Origin of the sequence: Microcoleus sp. PH2017_05_CCC_O_A, assembly GCF_020738785.1 — a bacterium.
Taxonomy (GTDB): domain Bacteria; phylum Cyanobacteriota; class Cyanobacteriia; order Cyanobacteriales; family Microcoleaceae; genus Microcoleus.
On record NZ_JAEQCB010000032.1, the window covers coordinates 1 to 20,812 of the forward strand.

20 protein-coding genes and 1 pseudogene are annotated in these 20,812 nt (G+C 45.9%); 13 read left to right on the forward strand and 8 right to left on the reverse strand.

The annotated features are described in order from the left end of the window. The 8 genes and pseudogenes from JGK20_RS09375 to JGK20_RS09410 all read right to left on the reverse strand — a co-directional run. A partial coding sequence (locus JGK20_RS09375; protein ID WP_293187183.1) for a helix-turn-helix domain-containing protein occupies positions 1 to 108 on the reverse strand: 108 nt, incomplete at its 3' end. Positions 109 to 344: 236 nt separating this feature from the next. Continuing rightward, a complete protein-coding gene (locus JGK20_RS09380) occupies positions 345 to 2,111 on the reverse strand; it encodes an AarF/ABC1/UbiB kinase family protein (protein ID WP_293184903.1) in 1,767 nt (588 codons plus the stop codon). A gap of 146 nt (positions 2,112 to 2,257) precedes the next feature. After that, positions 2,258 to 2,599 (reverse strand): DUF6825 family protein, encoded by a 342-nt coding sequence (locus tag JGK20_RS09385; protein WP_293184904.1) that lies wholly within the window; start codon positions 2,597 to 2,599, stop codon positions 2,258 to 2,260. Between the two features lie 41 nt (positions 2,600 to 2,640). Next, positions 2,641 to 2,799 carry a hypothetical protein gene (locus JGK20_RS09390; RefSeq protein WP_293184905.1) on the reverse strand — a complete coding sequence of 53 codons (159 nt, stop codon included), beginning with the start codon at positions 2,797 to 2,799 and terminating at the stop codon, positions 2,641 to 2,643. A 315-nt stretch (positions 2,800 to 3,114) separates the two neighbouring features. Continuing rightward, on the reverse strand, positions 3,115 to 4,686 hold the full coding sequence (locus tag JGK20_RS09395; protein WP_293184906.1) for a protein kinase: 1,572 nt from the start codon (positions 4,684 to 4,686) through the stop codon (positions 3,115 to 3,117). A gap of 1,037 nt (positions 4,687 to 5,723) precedes the next feature. After that, positions 5,724 to 6,254 (reverse strand): DUF2127 domain-containing protein, encoded by a 531-nt coding sequence (locus tag JGK20_RS09400; RefSeq protein ID WP_293184907.1) that lies wholly within the window; start codon positions 6,252 to 6,254, stop codon positions 5,724 to 5,726. Between the two features lie 256 nt (positions 6,255 to 6,510). Continuing rightward, positions 6,511 to 9,318 (reverse strand): annotated as a pseudogene (locus JGK20_RS09405) (CBS domain-containing protein). Between the two features lie 93 nt (positions 9,319 to 9,411). Beyond that, the gene (locus JGK20_RS09410) at positions 9,412 to 9,642 is read right to left on the reverse strand and encodes a hypothetical protein (protein WP_293184908.1); all 231 of its coding nucleotides are present in this window, start codon (positions 9,640 to 9,642) and stop codon (positions 9,412 to 9,414) included. 240 nt (positions 9,643 to 9,882) lie between these two features. Here JGK20_RS09410 and psbZ point away from each other — a divergent pair, with 240 nt between their 5' ends. From psbZ to JGK20_RS09475, 13 genes are all read left to right on the forward strand, one after another. After that, on the forward strand, positions 9,883 to 10,074 hold the full coding sequence (gene psbZ, locus JGK20_RS09415; RefSeq protein ID WP_293184909.1) for a photosystem II reaction center protein PsbZ: 192 nt from the start codon (positions 9,883 to 9,885) through the stop codon (positions 10,072 to 10,074). Between the two features lie 228 nt (positions 10,075 to 10,302). Beyond that, the gene (gene ribH, locus JGK20_RS09420) at positions 10,303 to 10,851 is read left to right on the forward strand and encodes a 6,7-dimethyl-8-ribityllumazine synthase (RefSeq protein ID WP_293184911.1); all 549 of its coding nucleotides are present in this window, start codon (positions 10,303 to 10,305) and stop codon (positions 10,849 to 10,851) included. A gap of 125 nt (positions 10,852 to 10,976) precedes the next feature. Beyond that, positions 10,977 to 11,525, forward strand: a complete 549-nt coding sequence (locus JGK20_RS09425; RefSeq protein ID WP_293184977.1) for a Uma2 family endonuclease — start codon at positions 10,977 to 10,979, stop codon at positions 11,523 to 11,525. Positions 11,526 to 12,011: 486 nt separating this feature from the next. Continuing rightward, positions 12,012 to 13,250, forward strand: a complete 1,239-nt coding sequence (locus JGK20_RS09430) for a sedoheptulose 7-phosphate cyclase (RefSeq protein ID WP_293225763.1) — start codon at positions 12,012 to 12,014, stop codon at positions 13,248 to 13,250. Between the two features lie 2 nt (positions 13,251 to 13,252). Beyond that, positions 13,253 to 14,056 (forward strand): class I SAM-dependent methyltransferase, encoded by an 804-nt coding sequence (locus JGK20_RS09435; protein ID WP_293230188.1) that lies wholly within the window; start codon positions 13,253 to 13,255, stop codon positions 14,054 to 14,056. 430 nt (positions 14,057 to 14,486) lie between these two features. Next, positions 14,487 to 15,881 carry an ATP-grasp domain-containing protein gene (locus tag JGK20_RS09440; RefSeq protein WP_293230191.1) on the forward strand — a complete coding sequence of 465 codons (1,395 nt, stop codon included), beginning with the start codon at positions 14,487 to 14,489 and terminating at the stop codon, positions 15,879 to 15,881. Positions 15,882 to 15,883: 2 nt separating this feature from the next. Continuing rightward, positions 15,884 to 16,921 carry an ATP-grasp domain-containing protein gene (locus tag JGK20_RS09445; protein ID WP_293230194.1) on the forward strand — a complete coding sequence of 346 codons (1,038 nt, stop codon included), beginning with the start codon at positions 15,884 to 15,886 and terminating at the stop codon, positions 16,919 to 16,921. A gap of 241 nt (positions 16,922 to 17,162) precedes the next feature. Beyond that, complete coding sequence (locus JGK20_RS09450; protein ID WP_293230197.1) at positions 17,163 to 17,798, forward strand: Uma2 family endonuclease; 636 nt, start codon at positions 17,163 to 17,165, stop codon at positions 17,796 to 17,798. Positions 17,799 to 17,908: 110 nt separating this feature from the next. Continuing rightward, positions 17,909 to 18,532: a Uma2 family endonuclease gene (locus JGK20_RS09455; protein ID WP_293184919.1), complete on the forward strand. Its 624-nt coding sequence runs from the start codon at positions 17,909 to 17,911 to the stop codon at positions 18,530 to 18,532. Between the two features lie 85 nt (positions 18,533 to 18,617). Beyond that, on the forward strand, positions 18,618 to 19,049 hold the full coding sequence (locus tag JGK20_RS09460) for a hypothetical protein (protein WP_293184920.1): 432 nt from the start codon (positions 18,618 to 18,620) through the stop codon (positions 19,047 to 19,049). Between the two features lie 12 nt (positions 19,050 to 19,061). Further along, positions 19,062 to 20,117, forward strand: a complete 1,056-nt coding sequence (locus JGK20_RS09465) for a pentapeptide repeat-containing protein (RefSeq protein ID WP_293230199.1) — start codon at positions 19,062 to 19,064, stop codon at positions 20,115 to 20,117. Positions 20,118 to 20,152: 35 nt separating this feature from the next. Then, on the forward strand, positions 20,153 to 20,398 hold the full coding sequence (locus JGK20_RS09470) for a hypothetical protein (protein ID WP_293184923.1): 246 nt from the start codon (positions 20,153 to 20,155) through the stop codon (positions 20,396 to 20,398). Continuing rightward, complete coding sequence (locus tag JGK20_RS09475) at positions 20,395 to 20,745, forward strand: type II toxin-antitoxin system PemK/MazF family toxin (RefSeq protein WP_293184925.1); 351 nt, start codon at positions 20,395 to 20,397, stop codon at positions 20,743 to 20,745. The genes JGK20_RS09470 and JGK20_RS09475 overlap by 4 nt, the downstream gene beginning before the upstream one ends. Positions 20,746 to 20,812: the final 67 nt, after the last annotated feature.

Below are 20,812 nucleotides of genomic sequence, written 5' to 3' on the forward strand. Positions count from 1 at the left end.
TCTCAGGCTCAAACCCATGTTAAATACGACGCGCCGAAAGCCTGCGTGTTTTGCCATCAAGGTTGCTTCAGTATTATTTAATTTGAGCGCTCGCTTGACGGCAAACATGGAACTGACTCTCAGCAATCAACTGTAGATAAGTTTAGCAGACTATTTGCCACTTAAGTCTTGCTCCGCTGCGCTACATCCACCTGCCTTTCATCCCCAACCTTCTTCGTTGCGGAAGACGCTACGCTGTTCCTACACTACGAGAGGATGGGGAATTCCCGGCGAACTCGTTAAATGTTAAGTTTTTGCAGGCGACAAATCTCAAGCCAGAAATTTTCGATCGTCAATTGGCCGCATTATGACATTCTATCTAATCGATCGATCCGTTTGAACAAACGCAACAGAGCAAACCCAGCACCCGCAGCCAGCAAAGCCACAGCGACAGCGGGCCATACTTGATTGCTGACAAACAAAATTGTCGCCGACAAAGTAAAAGCACTCATCATCAAAGTATAATTAGTGCCCATTTGAACGTTGCTCATGCGGCGCATCAATCGCTCAGCTTCGGAAGAACGGACTCGAATCCGTAAATCTCCCTGTTCGAGTTTATCAATAGTCTCCTCAATCCGGCGGGGCAAACCCAAAGCAGTCGAACTCACCTGAGCCGCCTGACGGCCTAGTTCGTTAAAAATGCTGCTCGTTGCATCCGGCCCATTTCCATTAGTCATAAGCTGCATGGCAAAAGGTTGTGCCACCTCCATAAAGTTAAACTCGGGATCTAAACCCCGGCCCACGCCTTCAATCGTCGAAAAAGCTCGCATTACAAAAGTAAAGGTAGCTGGGAAGCGAAAAGGTTGGTCGTAGGCAATATCGTAAAGGTCATCGGTAATCGCACTCACGGACTGCTCTTCAAAAGGCTTATCCATGAAGTTATCGAGCATATACTGGATGCTGCGGCGCACGGGACTCATATCGCCTGTGGGAACCAAAGCGCCCAAGTTGATCAGAGAATCCATAATCCGCTGTCCATCCTTGGAAGCAATGCCGTAGAGAGTCTCCATCAGTCCTTCGCGGACGTTGGACTGGATTTGACCCATCATGCCGAAATCGTAGAAAATCAGAGATCCGTCAGCACTCACAGCGATATTGCCGGGGTGGGGATCTGCGTGGAAAAAGCCATCGTTGAGCAACTGCCGCAAATAAGCTTTAGCGCCTAACTGAGCAATTAATTTGCGATCGATCCCGGCTGCTTCGAGAGCTTCGTAGTGGCTGATTTTAATCCCTGGTAGGTATTCCAAAGTCAGCACTCGCGGAGCCGCGTAGCGCCAATAAACTCGTGGCACCTGCACCCAGTCGCAGTTGCTAAAATTGCGGCGAAAAGTATCAGCATTGCGGCCTTCATGGAGATAGTCTATTTCCAGCCACAGAATGCGACAACATTCCTCATAAATCCCCATCCAATCTCGGCCGCGGCCCCACTTAGGATGGTTTTGAAAATAGCGAGCAATCCCCTTGAGAATTTGCAAATCTATTTCAAACAGCTTTCGCAGTCCAGGGCGTTGCACTTTTACTACAACTTCCGGGCCCGAGTGCAGTTGAGCTTTGTGTACCTGACCCAAACTGGCAGCGGCCAGGGGCACAGGATCGAAGCTGCGGTAGAGTTCCTCAACAGTCTTGCCCAAATCTTGCTCGACAATTACCTCTAACTGTTCGTAGCTGAAAGCAGGCACTTTATCTTGCAGCTTAGAAAGTTCCTCGACAAACTCTGCCGGGAACAAGTCGGCGCGGGTGGAAAATAATTGTCCAACTTTAATGAAAGTCGGGCCTAAATCCAAGAGTGTTTCTCGAACCCAGATAGCTTGAAAGCGGCGTCTGGCAACTTTCTTTTCTTCAGTTACACCTCCCCAGTAGCTCCAGTTTTTGCTGTCGAACCACAGTGAAGCCAGCCAGAGCAGGACAAAGGCCCAAATGTCGAAGAATCGTCGCTGCCGGGAATATTTTTCGCGATTCCAGCGATAAGCTTTACTTTTGTAGGATTTACCAGCAGTTTTTGGCTCATCGGCGTCGCTAGTACGCTTGGGGGAGCGCTGGCGATTAACAGAGTCATCAAGGAGAGCAGACACTTGGGTTCCCAAATTGCTTATTTTATGTTGTTGCTTTGATTGCAGGTAAGAAGGAGCGCAGGAGCGCATTGCTTTGCGCTCGTGTAGCAATCAGTAGTTGTTGCGATCGTCACTTCGGAGCTATCGTCCGCTGGAATCGTCCTTTGTTAAGGCAAACTGCTGCGGTAGCGCTGCAATTCCGATCGCACGAGAGCGACTTCGGCGCGCAGCTCGTCGATCGTTACTTGCAAGTCTGCGGGATGGATGTCTTGAATGTCAGTAGTAGTGCTGGTGGTTCCAGTACCAGTTCTGGTCTGCATCGCCTCATCGGCAGCGCGATTGGCCCGTTCTACAACTTTATCTGTGAACTGGCGCAGGCGTTCTCTTTGTTCGGCGTCAAATTTGCCGAGTTCGGAGAAAGCGTTGGTTGCTGCGCTTTCTAATTGCTCGTACAGTGCTTCGGCAACTGCTCTTCCTACAAAAAAGGCATGAACTGGGGGTTTACTCATATAGAAATCTCTGTACGCTTCCGCAACAAATTATAACTTGCTTATCCTCGATGGCGCTTGTTCCCAAAGAAAGGAACTTTGCCCGAATCGATCGACCACCCTGGCTTGCACCGAAAAAAACAACTGTTTGCACCGATCGCGATCGCATATAGGGCGCCACCACGGTAACTCACGGCATTCTCGGCTCTAGTTTTACTCAAACCTTTCTCAAGCTTAGTAGGTTTGGCAGAACTAATGGGCGACCTCGAACAACCTAGCCGTCCGGTCTCAATATTAACATAATTTACCACAAAATATCAAATATTTATAAATTTTGGGGTTTCCATTCTGATTAGTTAGGTGATAGAAAATATTCGATAATTTCCGGCAATGGCTATTGATATTTTCTGAGTCTATCGCAGGTTGTGCGAAATTGTCTGTGGTTTGGAATGGCGTTATTCGCTCCACAATCGATGGATATTTAGTCAATCCTCAAACCAAGGATTAGTTCGCCCTTTTAAGCAAAAAAAAGAATACTAATTTGTCGCAGGTTCAGGATAAGGCACTGTCGGTTCTGGCACGGGGGGCGGCGAGTAAGGTGCGATCGAAGTACCGGAATTGCTGCCGTTTTGGCTTGGTATTGGCGGTTCGATCGATCCTAGGGCCGGTGACGGTACTGTCGGTGCGGATTCTTGCTGTGGGAATGTTTCAGAACTATTGGCAGCAGACGGGGCGGGTGCGGGTACGGGAGGGGAGGATCTGCGGGATTCGGGTGGCAGGGGCGGAACTTCTGGTACAGGTGCGGATGCTGCTTCGGGTGCTGGCTGGGTTTCAGTTTTAGGTTCTGGAATGGGGTACTCAGAGATCTGCGCTTCGGGATCGGGAGTTGGGGATGCTGAAGGTTCAGGATCTGGGGCGGGAGTCTCCGGGCTTGGGGAGGCAGAAGGTTGGGCGCTAGCTGTTGAGTTGTCGATCGGTTCTGGTATGCTGCTGTCTGACGTGGGTTTGGGGCGCTTGTTGAGTTGGAGTGGAACCAGAGGGCTGCTTTCGACAGACGGCTGCCCGAACATCGGCCCTGACAAATCACGGGATTTGAGCAAATCTTCCAAAGATGGGAAGGATTGAGTTGTGGATCTGTTGTTGCTGGCACTGATGCTGTGGTAGCGCCAGGCCAAGTCAAAACCCATCCAGCCAGCAATTGCAGCCGTGACGACAAACGCCAGCAAGGTCAACGGCAGGGGGGGAGGTGCTGGCAATCGCAAACTTTGCTTGTCTGTTCTCTGTGCGGGTAATCGCTCTGTTTCTTGCAGCATAGTAAGCCAATTTTCCACTGTCTGGGGGCGTTTCTGGGGGTCGGTTTCGAGTCCCTGAAGGATTGCTCGCTCAATGCCGGGGCTGAGGTTGGGCTGAAATTGCCGCAAAGAAGCCAGGGGAATGCGATCGCGCAGGGGTGCTGCTACGGGTGGTACGCCGGAGAGCAAGTAGTAAAGGGTGGCTGCGATCGCGTAAACATCTGTGGCCGGCGTACATTTACCGTCATAGAGGTATTGTTCGAGCGGCGCGTATCCTGGGGAAAGCAAGTTAGTGTGAGTTTGTTTCGTGTCGGCGATAAAGTCGCGAGCAACACCGAAGTCTATCAACATTACTAGATGAGAATCGGCTCGCCGGATCATATTTTCTGGATTGATGTCTCCGTGTAGCAATCCGCTGTGGTGAACTGTACTTACCGCTGAGGCTATTTGCCGAATGTAGTGCAGGGCCTGGGCTTCTGGTAGCGGCTGACTGGTTTCGACTATTTGGGCGAGAGTTTGGCCCGGAATGTAGTCCATCGCGATAAAAGACTGTCCGGCTTCTTCAAAAAAGTCAATTACCCTGACGATGTTTGAATGCTGGCATCGAGACAGGCGCTGGGCTTCGGCAATAAACTGCTGCTGAAACTGGGCAGAGGCTGGGTGTTGGCGCAGACTTTCGTTGAGGGTTTTGAGTACGACGGTTTGGTTTAATTGGGTGTGGGTAGCTCGGTAAGTGATGCCGAACCCTCCTCTGCCTAAAGTCGCGTTAATTGTGTATTTGCCCTTTTGCAGGACTGTTGCTGGCGCTAAGTTCATCTTTAGTTGATGCCGGTTCCCAAACTATGCTACCGCCTTTGGGTTATGAAAGCAGAGTTAGGGGTGAGGTTCGATCGACGATCGGCGCCCTAGGGCGTCGGTTTTGCTCTGCCAGGTCATCTTTGCCTCTGGCGGTTATTTTATCTGTAGCCGTCGTCTCAAAACTTAACACAATTTTTTGCCAATAAAAATCCCGCTCTTGTGGAACGGGAAAGCCATCAGGGTGCATCTATATGACTATGACTATAGCCCATGGGGGGTATAACCCCTCTTGCCTTTATCAAATCTTTACCAATCGCAGGCTTATGTAAAGATTTAGGTTTTTATTTGACTTGTGGTCACTGTTATGATATATCTTTTCAAAAAGATGAAGTATTGACCAATCAATCCCTCAATCCCCAATCTCAAATCGAAAAATGGAAAATCTCAACTTGTACCTCCAGAAAGCTGAGAAAGTCTATAGAAGGGAGTCCTACTTATACCATTTATCAAAAGTAGTGCTACAAAACAAGTGTTCGGTTTGTTCGATCGACTCTGTAGGTAAGATTCGTTGCCGCTCGAAAAGTGAATTAATTTTAGGGATTGTTGATGTATCCGCACCTTACGAATAATGTTGCCAGAGTTTTGAAAATTCATATTACAAACATGGTTGTTTGGTGAAAGCGCAATGGCACAGGTGCGTCGCTACTTGAAAATAGAAAAGTCTATTTTTTTGACTAATTTTTAATAGCAGTGTACCTTATACTATTTTTCTAAATATCCGATAGAGATCTATAGCGGATCTAGCTCTCATATTCGCGGACGTTGTTGGGAAGAGAGCCCTCTTGGTTTCAGTGGTTATATAACCTGTCAGTCATACCTCACCTTTTTGTAAATTTAAAAAAATGGTATTAGGACTCCAGCGTATTGAACTTTAATCTTCCTTACAATAAAAAATTTGTTTAAAGCCTATGGGTTTGGCGTATAAATTAAAATCAGACGATTCATTACCCCAATCCTCGGGCTTCCAGGTAGAAGTTGCTGTCAATTGTCAACTGTCAACTGTCAACTGAATTACCGTGCTTCGGCAAATGGTGCAGCAAATACCAAAACACCGCTATATTTGCGATAAAAACCACCAGCTTAAGTACGGTAAAACCATGAAATAACTCATATATTTCGGGCGGGATACTGATACCTACCAGCGCTAAAACCAAAATAGTCGCCCACCCTTTTTCGTACCACAAACCAACTGCTTCAAGAGCAGTTAAAGCGGCATAAAGTCCTGCTGCAAGTCCGCTAAATAGTAATGTTTTAGGCTTTACACTTAGAACTTTATCTAGTAGAAGCTCAATTATTTTTAATTTACTTTCCAAGAAGTACGATTCCGAAAAATCTTCCAAGGCTTGATGATTCTTCAGCGCTAAAAGTAAAGCGACGGAAGTTACTGTCAAGAGGGCTGCTACAAAAGTTTTGTAAACGACAATTGCGATTAAACCAGGAGGACGCTGTTTTTTCACGTAAATTCTCAAAAAATCTAATAATGTGCGACGATCGGCTTGTGAATAAGGAAGAAAAAAGTTCGGCAACGAATTCGCTGGCGCGAGATTTAACGGATATAAGATGGCTGTGCGGCAACGAGTCAGTGTACCCGATTAACGGATACAAGATGACGGTAAAATTCAGCAATTATTAGCCGATATATTTACAAAAAATAACGTGCTGCTGACATATAGCCTTTCTCACAAAGATGAGGTATGACTGACAGCTTATATAACCTCCCAGACAAAGAGGGCTGAAGCCCAACAACGTACCTCATATGAGAGCTAGAGCCGCTATAGCAGACTAAGATTGAGGGTAACGTTGTGCTAAGAAAGAGATCGCGCTAGCCCGATCGCCCAAATCGCCATCCAACGCAGCCGCCAACAAATCATCCAACATTACCTTAAACCCAGGCCCAGGCTTGTAACCCAATGCCTTCAAGTCATTGCCGTTTAAAGGTGGCTCAACATTCGCCAACCGGGTGATATATTGCCAAATCTGGCGGCGGGCGCTGCGGGGGCTTTGCAGGGCGATCGCAATTAACAGCGGCAACTCATAATTCCTCAACAGAAACACTAATTGACTGGGTAAATTACACTTCAGTAAACCCTTTGCTAATTCCTGATTTCCAGCTTCCAAAACTTCCAGCCGCTTAATACTGTCAGCAGGTAACTGAAGATTTGTAGCCACTTTAACCCGATATTCCGGTGCTAAATAAGCGATCAAAACTTCCAGCCGCATCAGCCAATCTGGAATATTGATAATTGGGAATTGGGAATTGGGCATTGGGAATTGGGAATTGGGCTTCCGACTTCCCTCGGATTTCTTCCTTCCATTCAAACATCGATCGAGCAAACGCAGTCGCCGCCACAACGGACGATCCAAATCTAAAGTAGGATGAATACAGCGCAAAGCTTGCAAATCTCCCAACATCTGCAAAGCAACCTGCCAATAAGGAGCTTGCAAAATGTATTTCAACTCACTTTTGAGGCGAGTTTCCAAAGCCGGAGCTCTGCCGTTTTCCCCCTGAATTCGGTAATAAATTCCGCTTTCCAAAGCGTGGCGGATGTATCCTTCAGTCTGCGATTCAATGGAAAATCCCAGCCGTACCGCAAACCGCACCGCCCGATAAATCCGCGTCGGATCTTCGATAAAACTGTTAGCGTGCAAAACTCGAATTTGCTGCGGGGAATACCCAACCGCACAGCCAGCGCATTAATTGTAAAATCCCTGCGGTACAAATCTTGGCGGATCGAACTCGCTTCAACTTCGGGATTTGCAGCCGGATAGGGATAAAATTCAGTACGAGCCGTAGCGATATCCAGCCACAGCGAGCCGAAAGCAGAGTCTTTGTGCCACAATAGGGCGGCGGTTTGAAATTGACCGTGAACGTCCAAACGCGAGTTGGGGTAAAGCTTTTGCAGGGCTGAGGCTAATTCGACACCGGCACCGGAATCGTCGGTACCGCAGTTTCCATCGACTACCAAATCAATATCAGTTAGGGTAACAGGCAAGATGCCTGTTGTGGGCATCTTGCCCGCCCTTGGTGTCATTCAAAGCTAATAATAAATCGCGGACTGCTCCACCGACAATATAAAGTTGCCAGCCGCGCTCTCGTGCAATGTTGGCAGCGATCGACAATAATTGCCATAATTCGCTACTAATGCCCGATCGCAACAACTGCTCAACCGACTCAGATACAGGATAATTAGACAATTGAGAATTACTTCCACTATCGCGCGCTTTTTGCTGGTGCAATTCCCGCAACACGTCAGTGCGAGTCACAATTCCCACGAGTTGGCCGTTTTCCAACACTGGCAAACGCCCGATATCGTATGTCACCATTAAAGCTTCAATTTCTGGCAGCAAGGTATCCGGGGCGATCGTTTTTAGCTGCGGAGTCATGTAACCCTTAACCGGAGCGTGACTGAAACCGTGGTGGAGGGCGATATCAATGTCGCGGCGCGAGATAATGCCTGCCAGTAGATCGCCCGTATCGACCACTGAAAGTCCAGAATGTCCGTAACGTAGGAGGATACGGTGAGCCTCTCCCACGGAGATTTCCGGGCGAATGCTCCTCACTGGGGATGACATTAATTCGCGGGCGGTGGGAGGGTGCGGGATTTGAGCTTTGAGTTCGTCGGCTAATTGATTTAAAGTCAGCAGGGCGTCAACATCTCGGGTGGCGAGGGATGCGGCGCGGGCGTGGCCTCCGCCGCCGAAAGGTTTGAACAATTCGCTGAGGTTTGTGCCTTCGATACGCGATCGACCGATAATAGCTAAGCGGTTGGAAACTGGCGATTGGGCGATGTTGCGGTTGTCGTTTTCGCTAAATTTATAAACATTGCCTAAAAGTAGAGCATCGGTTTCAGTTAAATCCAACAAGCGAGAAGCTAGCGCCGAAAGTCCGGGCACGTAGGCTTCAGTAGAAAGTAATACCCAAGCTACTGTATAACCGTGCAAGGTTTGCGATCGCAAATTCTCCAATGCTTCTCTGAGCAAATCCTGCAATTGCGGAGACAAACCGGGTTCTACATATTCAGAGATTACCCGCAAACTTGCTCCTTGTTCCATCAACCACGCCAAAGCCATTGCATCTCGCGCGGTTGCGCCGTCGAAGGTGAGGGAACCGGTATCGACGTGGATACCGAGGGCCATGACTGTGGCTTCTGAAGGTAAAAGCCGGGATACTGTATCGCCGTTTTCTGCTGAATTTTTGAGTTTTTCGCGGAGTTTTTCGACAATTAATGTGGTGGTTGCGCCGACAGCTTCGATTTGGGTAACAGTCGCGGGGATGTCCAAATCGGCTTGGAGATGGTGGTCAAAAACCGCTATTTCGTTGAGGTGTGGCAAATCTAGCCATTCGGCGGCTTTTCCTAAACGATCGCGCCCCGAGGCATCTACTATAGTAATCGATCGAATTTGTTGCGGATTGACCGATCGACGTTCGATCAGCGGGTACTCGTCGCGGTGCAGCGCCAAAAAATCCCGCACTGTCGGGTGACAACCCCCAGTCAGCACAATTCTGCTACCGGGGCGCAGCACGCAAAGTCCCACCGCTGCTCCCAAGCTGTCAAAATCTGCTGTTGTGTGGCACAAAACTAAGTCCATAGCCGGAAAATCTCGTATCTCTCACTCCCACACTAGCAATTTCTGGGGCTTTGATACCGGGCGATCGCACTATAGCAAAACTTACGCATGGGGCTAGAAACCGGGTTTAGGTAAAAAAATTGCGACGAGGAACCAGAAATCACCTAATAAACCCGGTTTCCGAGGTTTAATGCGACCTCGACTGCTTAACTCAGCCTTCAGCCTGTCTTGAACCCAGTGTTCTGTCAAGTAGCGAACAATGATAAAATTGATGTAAATCTCAAGAGCCGCTGGCGCCTGTTCGCGCAACGCCCGAATTTGCAAAGTCTCTTTCGTATCAATCAACCGACAATTTCTGGATTACTATCGGGATACAGTCAGTCGATTGTAGATTGTAGATTTTAGATTTACTCCACAGATCGATCTGGGAGATGCAACTTTGGTCTAAGATTTTGAAATCTCCACGACGTAAGTCGGGGAAGTGAACCCGTTTTTAAATGGGTCAAAAACTATAATCTGGAATTTTTATCCAGATTATTACAAACTATTTCTCGTCAACGCACGGCTATATCGAAAGGAGAAAAAATGTTATCAATTCTGTTTCAATTGGTTTTACTGGCTCTCGTACTGCTGTCTTTTGTGATGGTAGTTGGCGTGCCTGTTGCTTATGCCTCTCCCCAAAACTGGAATCAGTCTAAATCCTTGATTTTTGTAGGTTCAGGTCTGTGGTTCTTGCTGGTTATTGCAGTGGCTGTATTGAACTTTTTGGTAGTTTAAGCTCGCCCATCGCTCTCGAATAAAGAAGGTAAAAGATAGAAGGCTGAAGGCATTAACCAGAATTTTGAAGGTATTCGGTATTCGGTACCCACTAAAAAATTTCCAATCCGCGCGATCCTGTATGTTTGTGCACTTGAGATTAAAATCAGATGTTTCTGCTTTCTAAACTTTACCTTCTGGCAAACAAAAATCTAAAATCTAAAACCTAAAATCTAAAATTAGAGCACTATGGCAGTTTTCGAGGGAAATTTTACTCAAACAGAATCTTTGCGATTTGCGATTGTCATCGGTCGTTTTAACGATTTGATTGTCAACAAACTTTTGGAAGGATGTCAAGATTGTTTGAAACGCCACGGCGTTGATATCAATCCTCATGGAAATCAAGTTGATTTTTATTGGGTTCCCGGATGTTTTGAAATTCCTTTGGTGGCCCGCAAAGCTGCTCTTTCTGGCCGCTACGATGCGGTAATCTGTCTGGGTGCGGTAATTCGCGGTCAAACTCCGCATTTCGATTTTGTAGCTGGTGAGGTTTCTAAAGGAATTGCTGCTGCTGCTTTTCAAAGTGGTGTCCCGGTGATTTTTGGCGTGGTGACGACTGACACGATGCAGCAAGCTTTGGAAAGGGCGGGAATTAAGAGCAATTTGGGCTGGAATTATGGGATGAGTGCTCTGGAAATGGGCACTTTGATGCGTCAAGTTAATAGTTTGGGTGGAAGTTCTTACGATCGATTACCGGAGGCTGCTGCTGTTCAAGTGCTCCCGGGCGATCGGGCTTAATATATCTTCTCAGATAACTCGGCGATTGAAATCGCGTCTACAAAAACAAAGTCCGCGCAACGCGAGACTAAGAAATAAAGTAGGTAAGGAAAGCTACGAATAGTGTCACCGCGAAAAGATTCTCGATCGCAGAATATCACCGTTTGGGAAAACTGGGATTTTTCGCTCCCGATGAGCAAGTAGAATTGATTCGCGGAGAAATTATCATCAAAGCTGCTAAAACTACGTTTCATTCTGTTTGTAATTCGCTACTATTAGGAGAGTTGTGCACGCTGGCGATAAAAAAGGCGATCGTGCGCGGTCAAGAGCCGATAATTTTATCTACTACAGATAGCGAACCAGAACCTGATGTGGTTATCGCCCGCAATCGTTCCGATCGTTATTTAGCTTCTCACCCGGAGCCTGCGGATATCTTGTTAGTAATTGAGGTTTCTGATTCTACTTTAAAGTACGATCGCGAAACAAAGCTATCTCTCTATGCCGAATCTGGAATTGCTAATTATTGGATATTTAATTTAGTCGATCGTCAACTCGAAATGCACAGCGAACCTTATCAAAAAAGACAAGGTGATTTCAATTATCGATCGCAAAAAGTCGTTCTGCAAAATGAGGCTGTCGTAATTCCGGGGTTTCCCGATTTGTCTCTGGATTTGTCTTTGGTGTTTCCAGCCTAAGCTGAATTGACTTTAAAACACTCCCTGAATTTTCAGTATAATTTTATACATTTATTGTCAATCGCGATCGCCCTTTTGGCTTACTGAGTATCCTAGGATACATAAACTTCCTCAAATACTGATTTATCTGTAAATTTTTTAACTAAAAATCGCCCATTATCTAATATTCCTCAACAGTTTTATGAGATTTATCTAAATTTGGTTGCACAAATATGAGAAATTCGTTATGTTAAGTTTTGTGTAAGCATTGAGGCCGTCTCAACTCGATCCTAGGATGGCTTTCAGTACAAATGCTGTACAAACAGTATTTAACGTATTCTTAACAAACAGGTTTGAAAGTGAACTTTCAGGTCAATTGTTAACGTAATATTAAATAATTAATTTGTCCAGTTAATACCTAGGAAGCTTACCAACAAAGGGATTGATAATTTTGAGGTTCGCCCGGATACTTACAGTTACTTACCAACATGAAAGTGAAAAAAATTTATGGGTGACATTCAAGCTACGTTTACAGCTACCGATCGCGCTTTTCACATTGAAGGGTACGAAAAAATTGATTTCAGTCTACTCTATGTAGATGGCGCTTTCAAACTCGAAAATCCAGAAATTGCGGATAGCTATCGGCAATTTGGTCGCTGTCTAATGGTTGTAGACCAGACAGTGTATGGTTTGTACGGCAAGCAGATGCACGCTTACTTCCAGTATCACGAGATAGATTTAACCGTCTTTCCAGTGAGTATCAAGGAACCAGATAAAACCTTAACCACCTTTGAAAGCATCATAGATGCCTTTGTTGATTTCGGACTGGTGCGGAAAGAACCTGTATTGGTGGTTGGTGGTGGATTGACTACTGACGTAACAGGTTTTGCCTGCTCCTCCTATCGTCGTCGGACTAACTACATTCGCGTACCAACAACCCTAATTGGGCTGATTGATGCGAGTGTGGCGATCAAGGTAGCTGTGAATCACGGTAAACTAAAAAACCGCCTCGGTGCTTACCATGCTTCGCAGAAAGTAATTTTAGATTTCTCCTTCCTGAAAACTCTGCCGATCGACCAAATACGCAACGGCATGGCAGAGTTAATTAAGATCGCGGTTGTTGGCAACAAAGAAATCTTTGAATTGTTGGAAAACTACGGCGAAGCATTGCTGCACAGCCACTTTGGGTATCTAGATGGCACATCAGAACTGCGAGAAGTGGCGCATCGCTTAACCTACAATGCGATTCAATCAATGCTAGCCTTAGAAGTACCAAACCTGCACGAGCTAGATTTGGATCGAGTGATTGCCTATGGTCACACTTGGAGTCCGACGCTGGAACTAACACCGGAAATTCCGATGTTCCACGGCCATAGTGTCGCCATCGATATGGCTTTTTCGGCGACTATTGCTCAACAACGGGGCTACATTTCGATCGCCTCGCGCGATCGCATCCTAGGATTAATGAGTCGCCTCGGACTAGCAATTGATAGCCCTCATCTTACATCAGAATTGCTCTGGAAAGCAACAACATCCATCGCCCGTACCCGTGACGGTCTCCAACGTGCGGCCGCTCCATGCCCCATTGGTGACTGCTTTTTCATGAATGATTTGACTCGGACTGAGTTAGATGAAGCCCTAGCGGTGCATCAAAAAATCTGTCATGGCTACCCACGCAATGGCGATGGCGAGAATATGTATGTGGTACTGAACAAAGTTGGAACTCCTTCCACCGCAGGGGTATAAGGATGAGACCTGTTACCCCAGTCGGGATTTTGGCTGCGAAACTGGAAAGTCTTGTGCAGCAGGTAGAGTCAATTGATGCGATCGATCGAGCTTTCAAGGCAGAATTACAACAAGCCTACGAATTGGCAAACGGTCTCGATCCCTACCTGAACCTTTGTACCACAGCAGAATCTCCCGCCTTAGCCACCTTAGTCAAGCGCACCCAATCAGAAGATTGGAGTAAGCGATTCTCCGACGGCGAGACAGTGCGCCACTTGGAACAAGAGATGCTCTCCGGCCATGTGGAAGGGCAAATGCTCAAATTTCTCGTCCATCTGACGAAGGCACAGCGCGTGCTGGAAATCGGGATGTTTACTGGCTACTCAGCACTAGCGATGGCTGAAGCCCTGCCGGTTGATGGAGAAGTGGTAGCCTGCGAAGTCGATGCTTACGTCGCTGAATTTGCCCAGAAGTGTTTCGACGAATCGACTGCTGGCCACAAAATATCAGTGAAGGTGGCACCGGCTTTAGAAACCATGAAACAATTGGCTGCTGCTGGAGAAGTGTTCGATTTAGTGTTTATCGATGCTGATAAAGGTGGATACACAGATTATCTCGACTTACTTCTGACGACTGGTTTGTTGGCGCCCAATGGCTTGATTTGTGCCGATAATACTCTGATGCAGGGACAGCCCTATTTGTCGGATACTGCTACTGCTAACGGAATTGCGATCGCTAAATTCAACCAGGCTCTGGTTGACGATCCGCGCGTAGAGCAGGTGTTAGTGCCATTGAGAGATGGGATTACCTTGATTCGGCGCGTTTAGAGCGTGTTTTCTTGTCCCGGATCTCCCCCTAGCCTCCCTTAATCAGGGCAGGGTGGGGGATTTAGGGATTTGATATAATTCATCTGCGTTTATCTGCGTTTATTTACCTGTATCTGCGGTCAAAAAAAAGATAATTTTGCAACCGCAGATGACAATGGATTCACGCGGATTCACGCCGATGAAGAGAAGAGGGATATGAATAATTCCGATCGCGAGTGCAGAGTCTGTCACCAAAATCGATATCACTCATCTGCGTTTATCTGCGTTTATCTACCCGTATCTGCGGTCAAAAAAAAGATAATTTTGCAACCGCAGATGACAATGGATTCACGCGGATTTACGCCGATGAAGAGAAGAGGGATATGAATAATTCCGATGAAGGGCGGATTTGATATTACGTTTAATTAGAGTGCCTACTTACTATAAAATTATGCTCGAAACAATTTCAGTTGCAGCGATGCCATCTGAACAGAAAATAAATGCGGGGAATCGGCGCTTCCAAACAGCACTTAAAACAATAGCAACTCTGACTTTGTTGCTATTAGTAATGCCCCTAAATCTAACTTTGACGATAATAGCCTTACTCAGAGCCATACTTACTAAACCGTTCCAGTCGCGATCGCCTACAGCCACTCCGCAAACGATTTTGATCAGTGGCGGTAAGATGACTAAGGCATTACAGCTAGCGCGATCGTTCCACAAGGCCGGTCATCGGGTAATTTTGGTTGAAACTGAGAAATACTGGCTGACAGGTCATCGTTACTCTTGGGCAGTCGATCGCTTTTATACAGTACCAAATCCCCAGACAGAGGAATACCCGCAAGCACTCCTAAAAATCGTCCAACAAGAGGGAGTTAATGTTTACGTGCCCGTTTGTAGTCCAGTCGCCAGTTACTACGATGCCGAAGTCCAAAGCGTACTTTCTCCCCACTGTACGGTAATGCACGTAGATGTCGAAATGCTGCAAAGATTGGATGATAAATATACATTTGCCGCCGCTGCGGAAGCCTTGGGGCTGCGAGTTCCGAAGTCTTACCTAATTACAAATCCCCAGCAAGTAATTGATTTTGACTTCACTGGTGCACAGCGCAAATACATTATCAAAAGTATTCCCTACGATTCTATTCGCAGATTAGATCTCACTAAATTACCCTGCGAAACCCCAGCCGAAACTGCCACTTTTGTCAACTCTTTACCAATTTCCGAGAGTAAACCTTGGATTATGCAAGAGTATATTCCGGGACAAGAGTTCTGCACTCACAGTACAATCCGTGATGGTCATATTCAGTTGCACTGTTGCTGTGAATCATCAGCATTTCAGGTAAACTATGAAAATGTCGATCGCCCAGACATCGAAAATTGGATTCGTCAGTTTGCCAAAAGCCTCAATTTGACTGGACAAGTTTCCTTTGATTTCATTCAGGCGGCGGATGATGGACAGATTTATGCGATCGAATGTAATCCCCGCACCCATTCAGCTATCACGATGTTTTACAACCATCCCGATGTCGCCAAGGCTTATTTAGATCGCGACTCTTTACCACAAACTGTGCAGCCCTTGGCATCTAGCCGCCCGACTTACTGGATTTACCACGAAATTTGGCGATTGGTGACTAATTTGTCGTCGCCAAAGCTAGTTTCTGAGCGGTTACAAATTATTGTTCAAGGTAAAGATGCCATCTTCGATTGGAACGATCCATTACCATTTTTGATGGTGCATCATTGGCAAATCCCATTATTGTTATGGGGAAATTTGCAGAAGCCGAAAGAGTGGATTCGGATTGATTTTAATATTGGCAAACTTGTGGAAATAGGAGGAGATTGAGTATGTCAGTATTACGGGTTTTGCATTTAGTTGGATCGGCAGTCAGTGATTTTTACTGTGACTTGTCACGCCTTTACGCCCAAGATTGTTTGGAGAATACGGCTAATTCAGCACTGTATGAATTTCATATTGCCTATGTTTCTCCCGATCGCACCTGGCGTTTTCCGACATCTCTCGATAAAAGTGCGATCGAGGCCGCTCATCCCATGTCTTTAGCGGGCGCTGTGCAGGTGCTGACCGACCTAAAGATTGACGTAATGATCCCCCAGATGTTTTGCATCCCAGGCATGACTCAATACCGCAGCTTCTTCGATCTGCTGAGTATTCCTTATGTAGGTAATCCCGCAGAGTTGATGGCGCTGGTGGCTGATAAAGCGAAGACTAAGGCAGTAGTAGCAGCCGCTGGGGTAAGTGTACCGTTGGGAGAAGTTGTCCGTGCGGGCGATCGAACTTTGATTGATTTCCCGATCGTACTTAAGCCAGTGAATAGTGATAATTCCATTGGAGTGGCTTTCGTGAAAAATGCTGCTGACTATGATGCAGCTTTGCAGAAAGCATTGACTCATTCAGATGAAGTGCTAGTAGAAAAATTCATTGAATTGGGTAGAGAAGTTCGCTGTGGAATCATCGTCAAAGCAGGCGAGTTAGTCTGTTTGCCACTAGAAGAATATGCTCTAGATGCCGATACAATGCCGATTCGGAGTTATGCCGATAAGCTGAAACAAAATGACGATGGCAGCTTGGGTTATGCCGCTAAAGATAGTACCAAATCGTGGATAGTTGACATCAGCGATTCGGCAACTGAGAGAGTTTGGGATATGGCCAGAAAATCTCATATAGCTTTGGGTTGTCGCGATTATAGTCTATTTGATTTTCGGATAGATCCGCAGGGAAAACCTTGGTTCTTGGAAGCGGGGCTTTACTGTTCTTTTGCTCAGAAAAGTGTACTTTCTGCGATGACGAAAGCATCGGGAACTTCTCTGGATACTTTTTTTGAAAGTATGTTGCAAAATGCTTTATGTAAAATCCCAAATAACTAAGGAATGATATAGAGGAGACGGCAATGCCGTGTCCCTACAGTATTATTGTGGGTAGGGACACGGCACTGCCGTCTCCTAATTTCTTGAGGTCGATCGACGCGATCAGTATTTTGATATTATGGACGCGAGACTATACCAAACTTCACTTCCTATGTCAAGGATTACGAACAACGTTGTCGTAAATCCTTGTGTAATATTTGAGCTTTCCGCATACTAATCACCAGACAGAGGAAACCACAACATGATCCAAACCATATCGAAAACAATCACGTTTGATGAGTTCGTTGCTTGGTATCCAGAGAACTCTGTCCATAAGTACGAACTACATAATGGAGTAATTGTTGAAATGCCTTTAGGAACTGGCCGCCATTGCCGCGTTATAGCTTTAACCAGGGACGAAATCATCGCAGAAATCAGGCGACTGAAATTGCCTTGCTTTATCCCCGCCCACTACCTGCTCAAACCCGTCCGCAACGAGGCGGGCTACCTGCCAGACGCAGTTGTCCTAGACGAAGCAGCTCTCACAAAAGAACCGCGCTGGGATAGGGAATCCATCATCACGATGGGGTCTTCGGTGCGACTGGCTGTAGAGGTCGTCAGTACCAACTGGCGGGACGATTACCATCTCAAATTCGCCGACTACGAAGAAATGGGCATCCCCGAATACTGGATTGTGGACTACCTCGGTTTGGGCGGCCGCAAGTTCATCGGTACTCCCAAACAACCCACACTATCGGTTTGCCAGTTGGTTGACGGCGAGTATCAGGTAAAACAGTTTAAGGGCGATGACATAGTTGAATCGCTGGCTTTCCCAGAGTTGAGGTTGACTACCGAGGTGATTTTTCGAGCCGGTCTGCCTCCAACCGAGCCGAGCTAGAACGACTGGGGGGCGATCGGATATTAAAAGAATATCAAAAATTGTACTTTGTACATTGTGTAATCTTCTAGCTTTCCGCATACTAATCACCAGACAGAGGAAACCGCAACATGATCCAAACCATATCCAAAACAATCACGTTTGATGAGTTCGTTGCCTGGTATCCAGAGAACTCTGTCCATAAGTACGAACTACACAACGGAGTAATTGTTGAAATGCCTTTAGGAACCGGCGACCATTCGGAAGTTACGGGTTTTCTTTCCAGTGAAATCAATTTTGAAATCAGACGGCTGCAATTGCCTTACTTTATCCCTGGTGATTGCCTAATTAAACCCGTCCGTGACGAAGCAGGTTATCAACCAGACGTAATAGTCCTAGACAGAACCGCACTTGCAAACGAACCACGCTGGAAAAAAGAATCCGTCATCACGATGGGATCTTCGGTGCGATTGGCTGTAGAGGTTGTCAGTACGAACTGGCAAGATGATTACCTGGTTAAAGTAGCTGATTATGAAAGATTGGGTATCCCGGAATATTGGGTTGTGGATTATGCTGCTTTGGGCGGCAGACGCTTTATTGGTAATCCGAAACAACCTACTATCTCGGTTTATCAGTTGGTTGACGGGGAATATCAAATCAGCCAATTTCGGGGAAATGACATAGTTGAATCGCTGGCATTCCCAGAGTTGAAATTAACGGCAGAGAAGATTTTTCTTGCTGGTTTGCCGAACTAACCAAAGCTGTTATTCCTAGACTTTCTGGTGTGATATAATCTGAAAAAGTGCGATCGATATTTATAAAAATTTATACCGTGCCGTAATGACTACGCCGCCGAATCCGCTGACTCCGACTCCGACACCATCCCAATCGAGTCCAACTCCTGTAGTGCCATCTCCTCCAGTAAGTACGAAATTGGGTACATTCACGCAAAAGTTAGTGATGAATGTTTTAGAGGTTGTCGATCAGGTGTTATATGGGTTAATGGGTCAACTTGGGAGAACAGTTTTTGGGTCAATTCAGGATGCGATCGCGATCGGTATTCTTTTAAAACTTCCCGGTTTAATCGGTGAAATTATTATCGGTAAAGATTTTTCAGGTTTCGATATTTGTCTAAAAGAAAGCCCTTGGGGTGTATCTCGTTATGCTTGTTTCATTATTGTAGCTTCTGATTTTTTGTTGTGGATAGTTCTCGCAGGTCGAATTATTGGTAGATTTTGGGCAGATTTAAAAGATTTGAAAAATAATCCCTAGGAGATATTTGATATGACTTTAGTCAACCGCAAACAAATTAGTCTTTATGAAGAAGCTGAAGCTGGATTAAATTCTTTAGTCAAGCAAACGGCTCAAGTTGGTGTTGGTTTGTTGGGGATACTGTTGCTGACAGGAGGAAGTCCGCCAGCTTTGACAGTAGGGTTAAGTGTAGTTGGGGGAATTGCGTTTGTTGCTTGGAGCGAAGAGAAGCGACTGACTAAATTTTATGCGAGGCAGACTCAGCTAATACAGAATTCTGTCATTGCGAGTGAAACGAAGCAATCGCAACTCAAACATCATCCTGTCATTGCGAGTGGAACAAAGCAATCGCAAATTCCTAATACCAGTGAGTCTGAGCCGACTAAATTTGAGGGACGACAATCGCAACTTCCTAACTCTAGTGAGTCTGAATTGCTTGCAAATGACATCAAACAAATCCTTGAAGCAGATACAGATAATTTATCGGAATTGATGAAACAGGCTGGTCTAAATCCAGATAAAGATTTAGCAGGAGCTGATTTAAGTAGTGTTAAAGCAGTTGGCTGCAAATTGAGCCGATTCAATCTCAGTGGCGCTGACTTAGATAATACCGATTTGAGTCGTACCGATCTGAGTTTTGCGAACTTAAGCAATGCTAAACTAACAAACGTAAAACTTTGTCGCGCTGACTTAAGTGGTGCTGACTTGAGAAATGCTTTGCTAATGGATGCCGACTTGAGTTTTGCCGACTTAAGCGATGCGGACTTGAGCGGTGCCGATTTGATTAATGCTGACTTAAGCAATGCCAATTTAAGCAATGCCAATTTGCACAATGCTAATTTGACAGCGACCAACCTGAGTACCGCCAATTTGAGCGATGCTAACTTGAGCAGTGCCAACTTGAGTGATGCCGATTTGAGCAATGCCGACTTGAGCAATGCCAATCTGAGCACTGCCAAAGTAGAAAGTTCTCGATTTGGTAACAATGCCGGACTATCTGAAGATGCAAAGTATGAACTACAAAACCGAGGTGCAATCTTCCCGCAAGATTTCCCGCAAGACGAACGGATACTTGAATACGAGCTATAATAGTTGGGTAACTTTGGGGTAAGTAAAAAACTAACATGAATCAAACTTCTACAGTTACGATCGCCAATACATCTTATAAAATCCTCGCAGAACTCTCTGCAAACTCTGGAAAATCAATCCAAGCAGTTCTCGAACAAGCGATCGAACAATACCGAAGACAACAGTTTTTAGAAGCAGCAAACCAAGCTTATATTGCTCTACGCAATAACTCCGAAGCTTGGCAAGAAGAACTTGAAGAACGATCGGTCTGGGATATTACTTTAGAGGATGGTTTAGAATGACCTCAGCAGCAAAACCATCACGCGGTGATATATGGCTGATTGACTTGAATCCAATACGAGGACGCGAGCAGTCTGGCAAGCGTCCCTGTCTGATAGTATCTGTAGATTCATTCAATCAGGGTGCTTCGGCATTAGTCGTTGTGCTGCCAGTTACATCTAAGGATAAGGGAATCCCCTGGCACGTTGAAGTTAACCCTCCAGAAGGAGGACTTAGACAGCGAAGTTTCATCAAATGTGAAGATGTACGCTCAATTAGTATAGAAAGACTTTTTGAACTGTGGGGCGCAGTTTCTCCAACAACATTAATGATGGTAGAGGAAAGACTGCGTATTCTTTTAAATTTATAGAGAATCATCATATAAAATAATTCTGTACTGTGATAGATTTCCAGCGCAGAAACTCCCAAAAATCCGG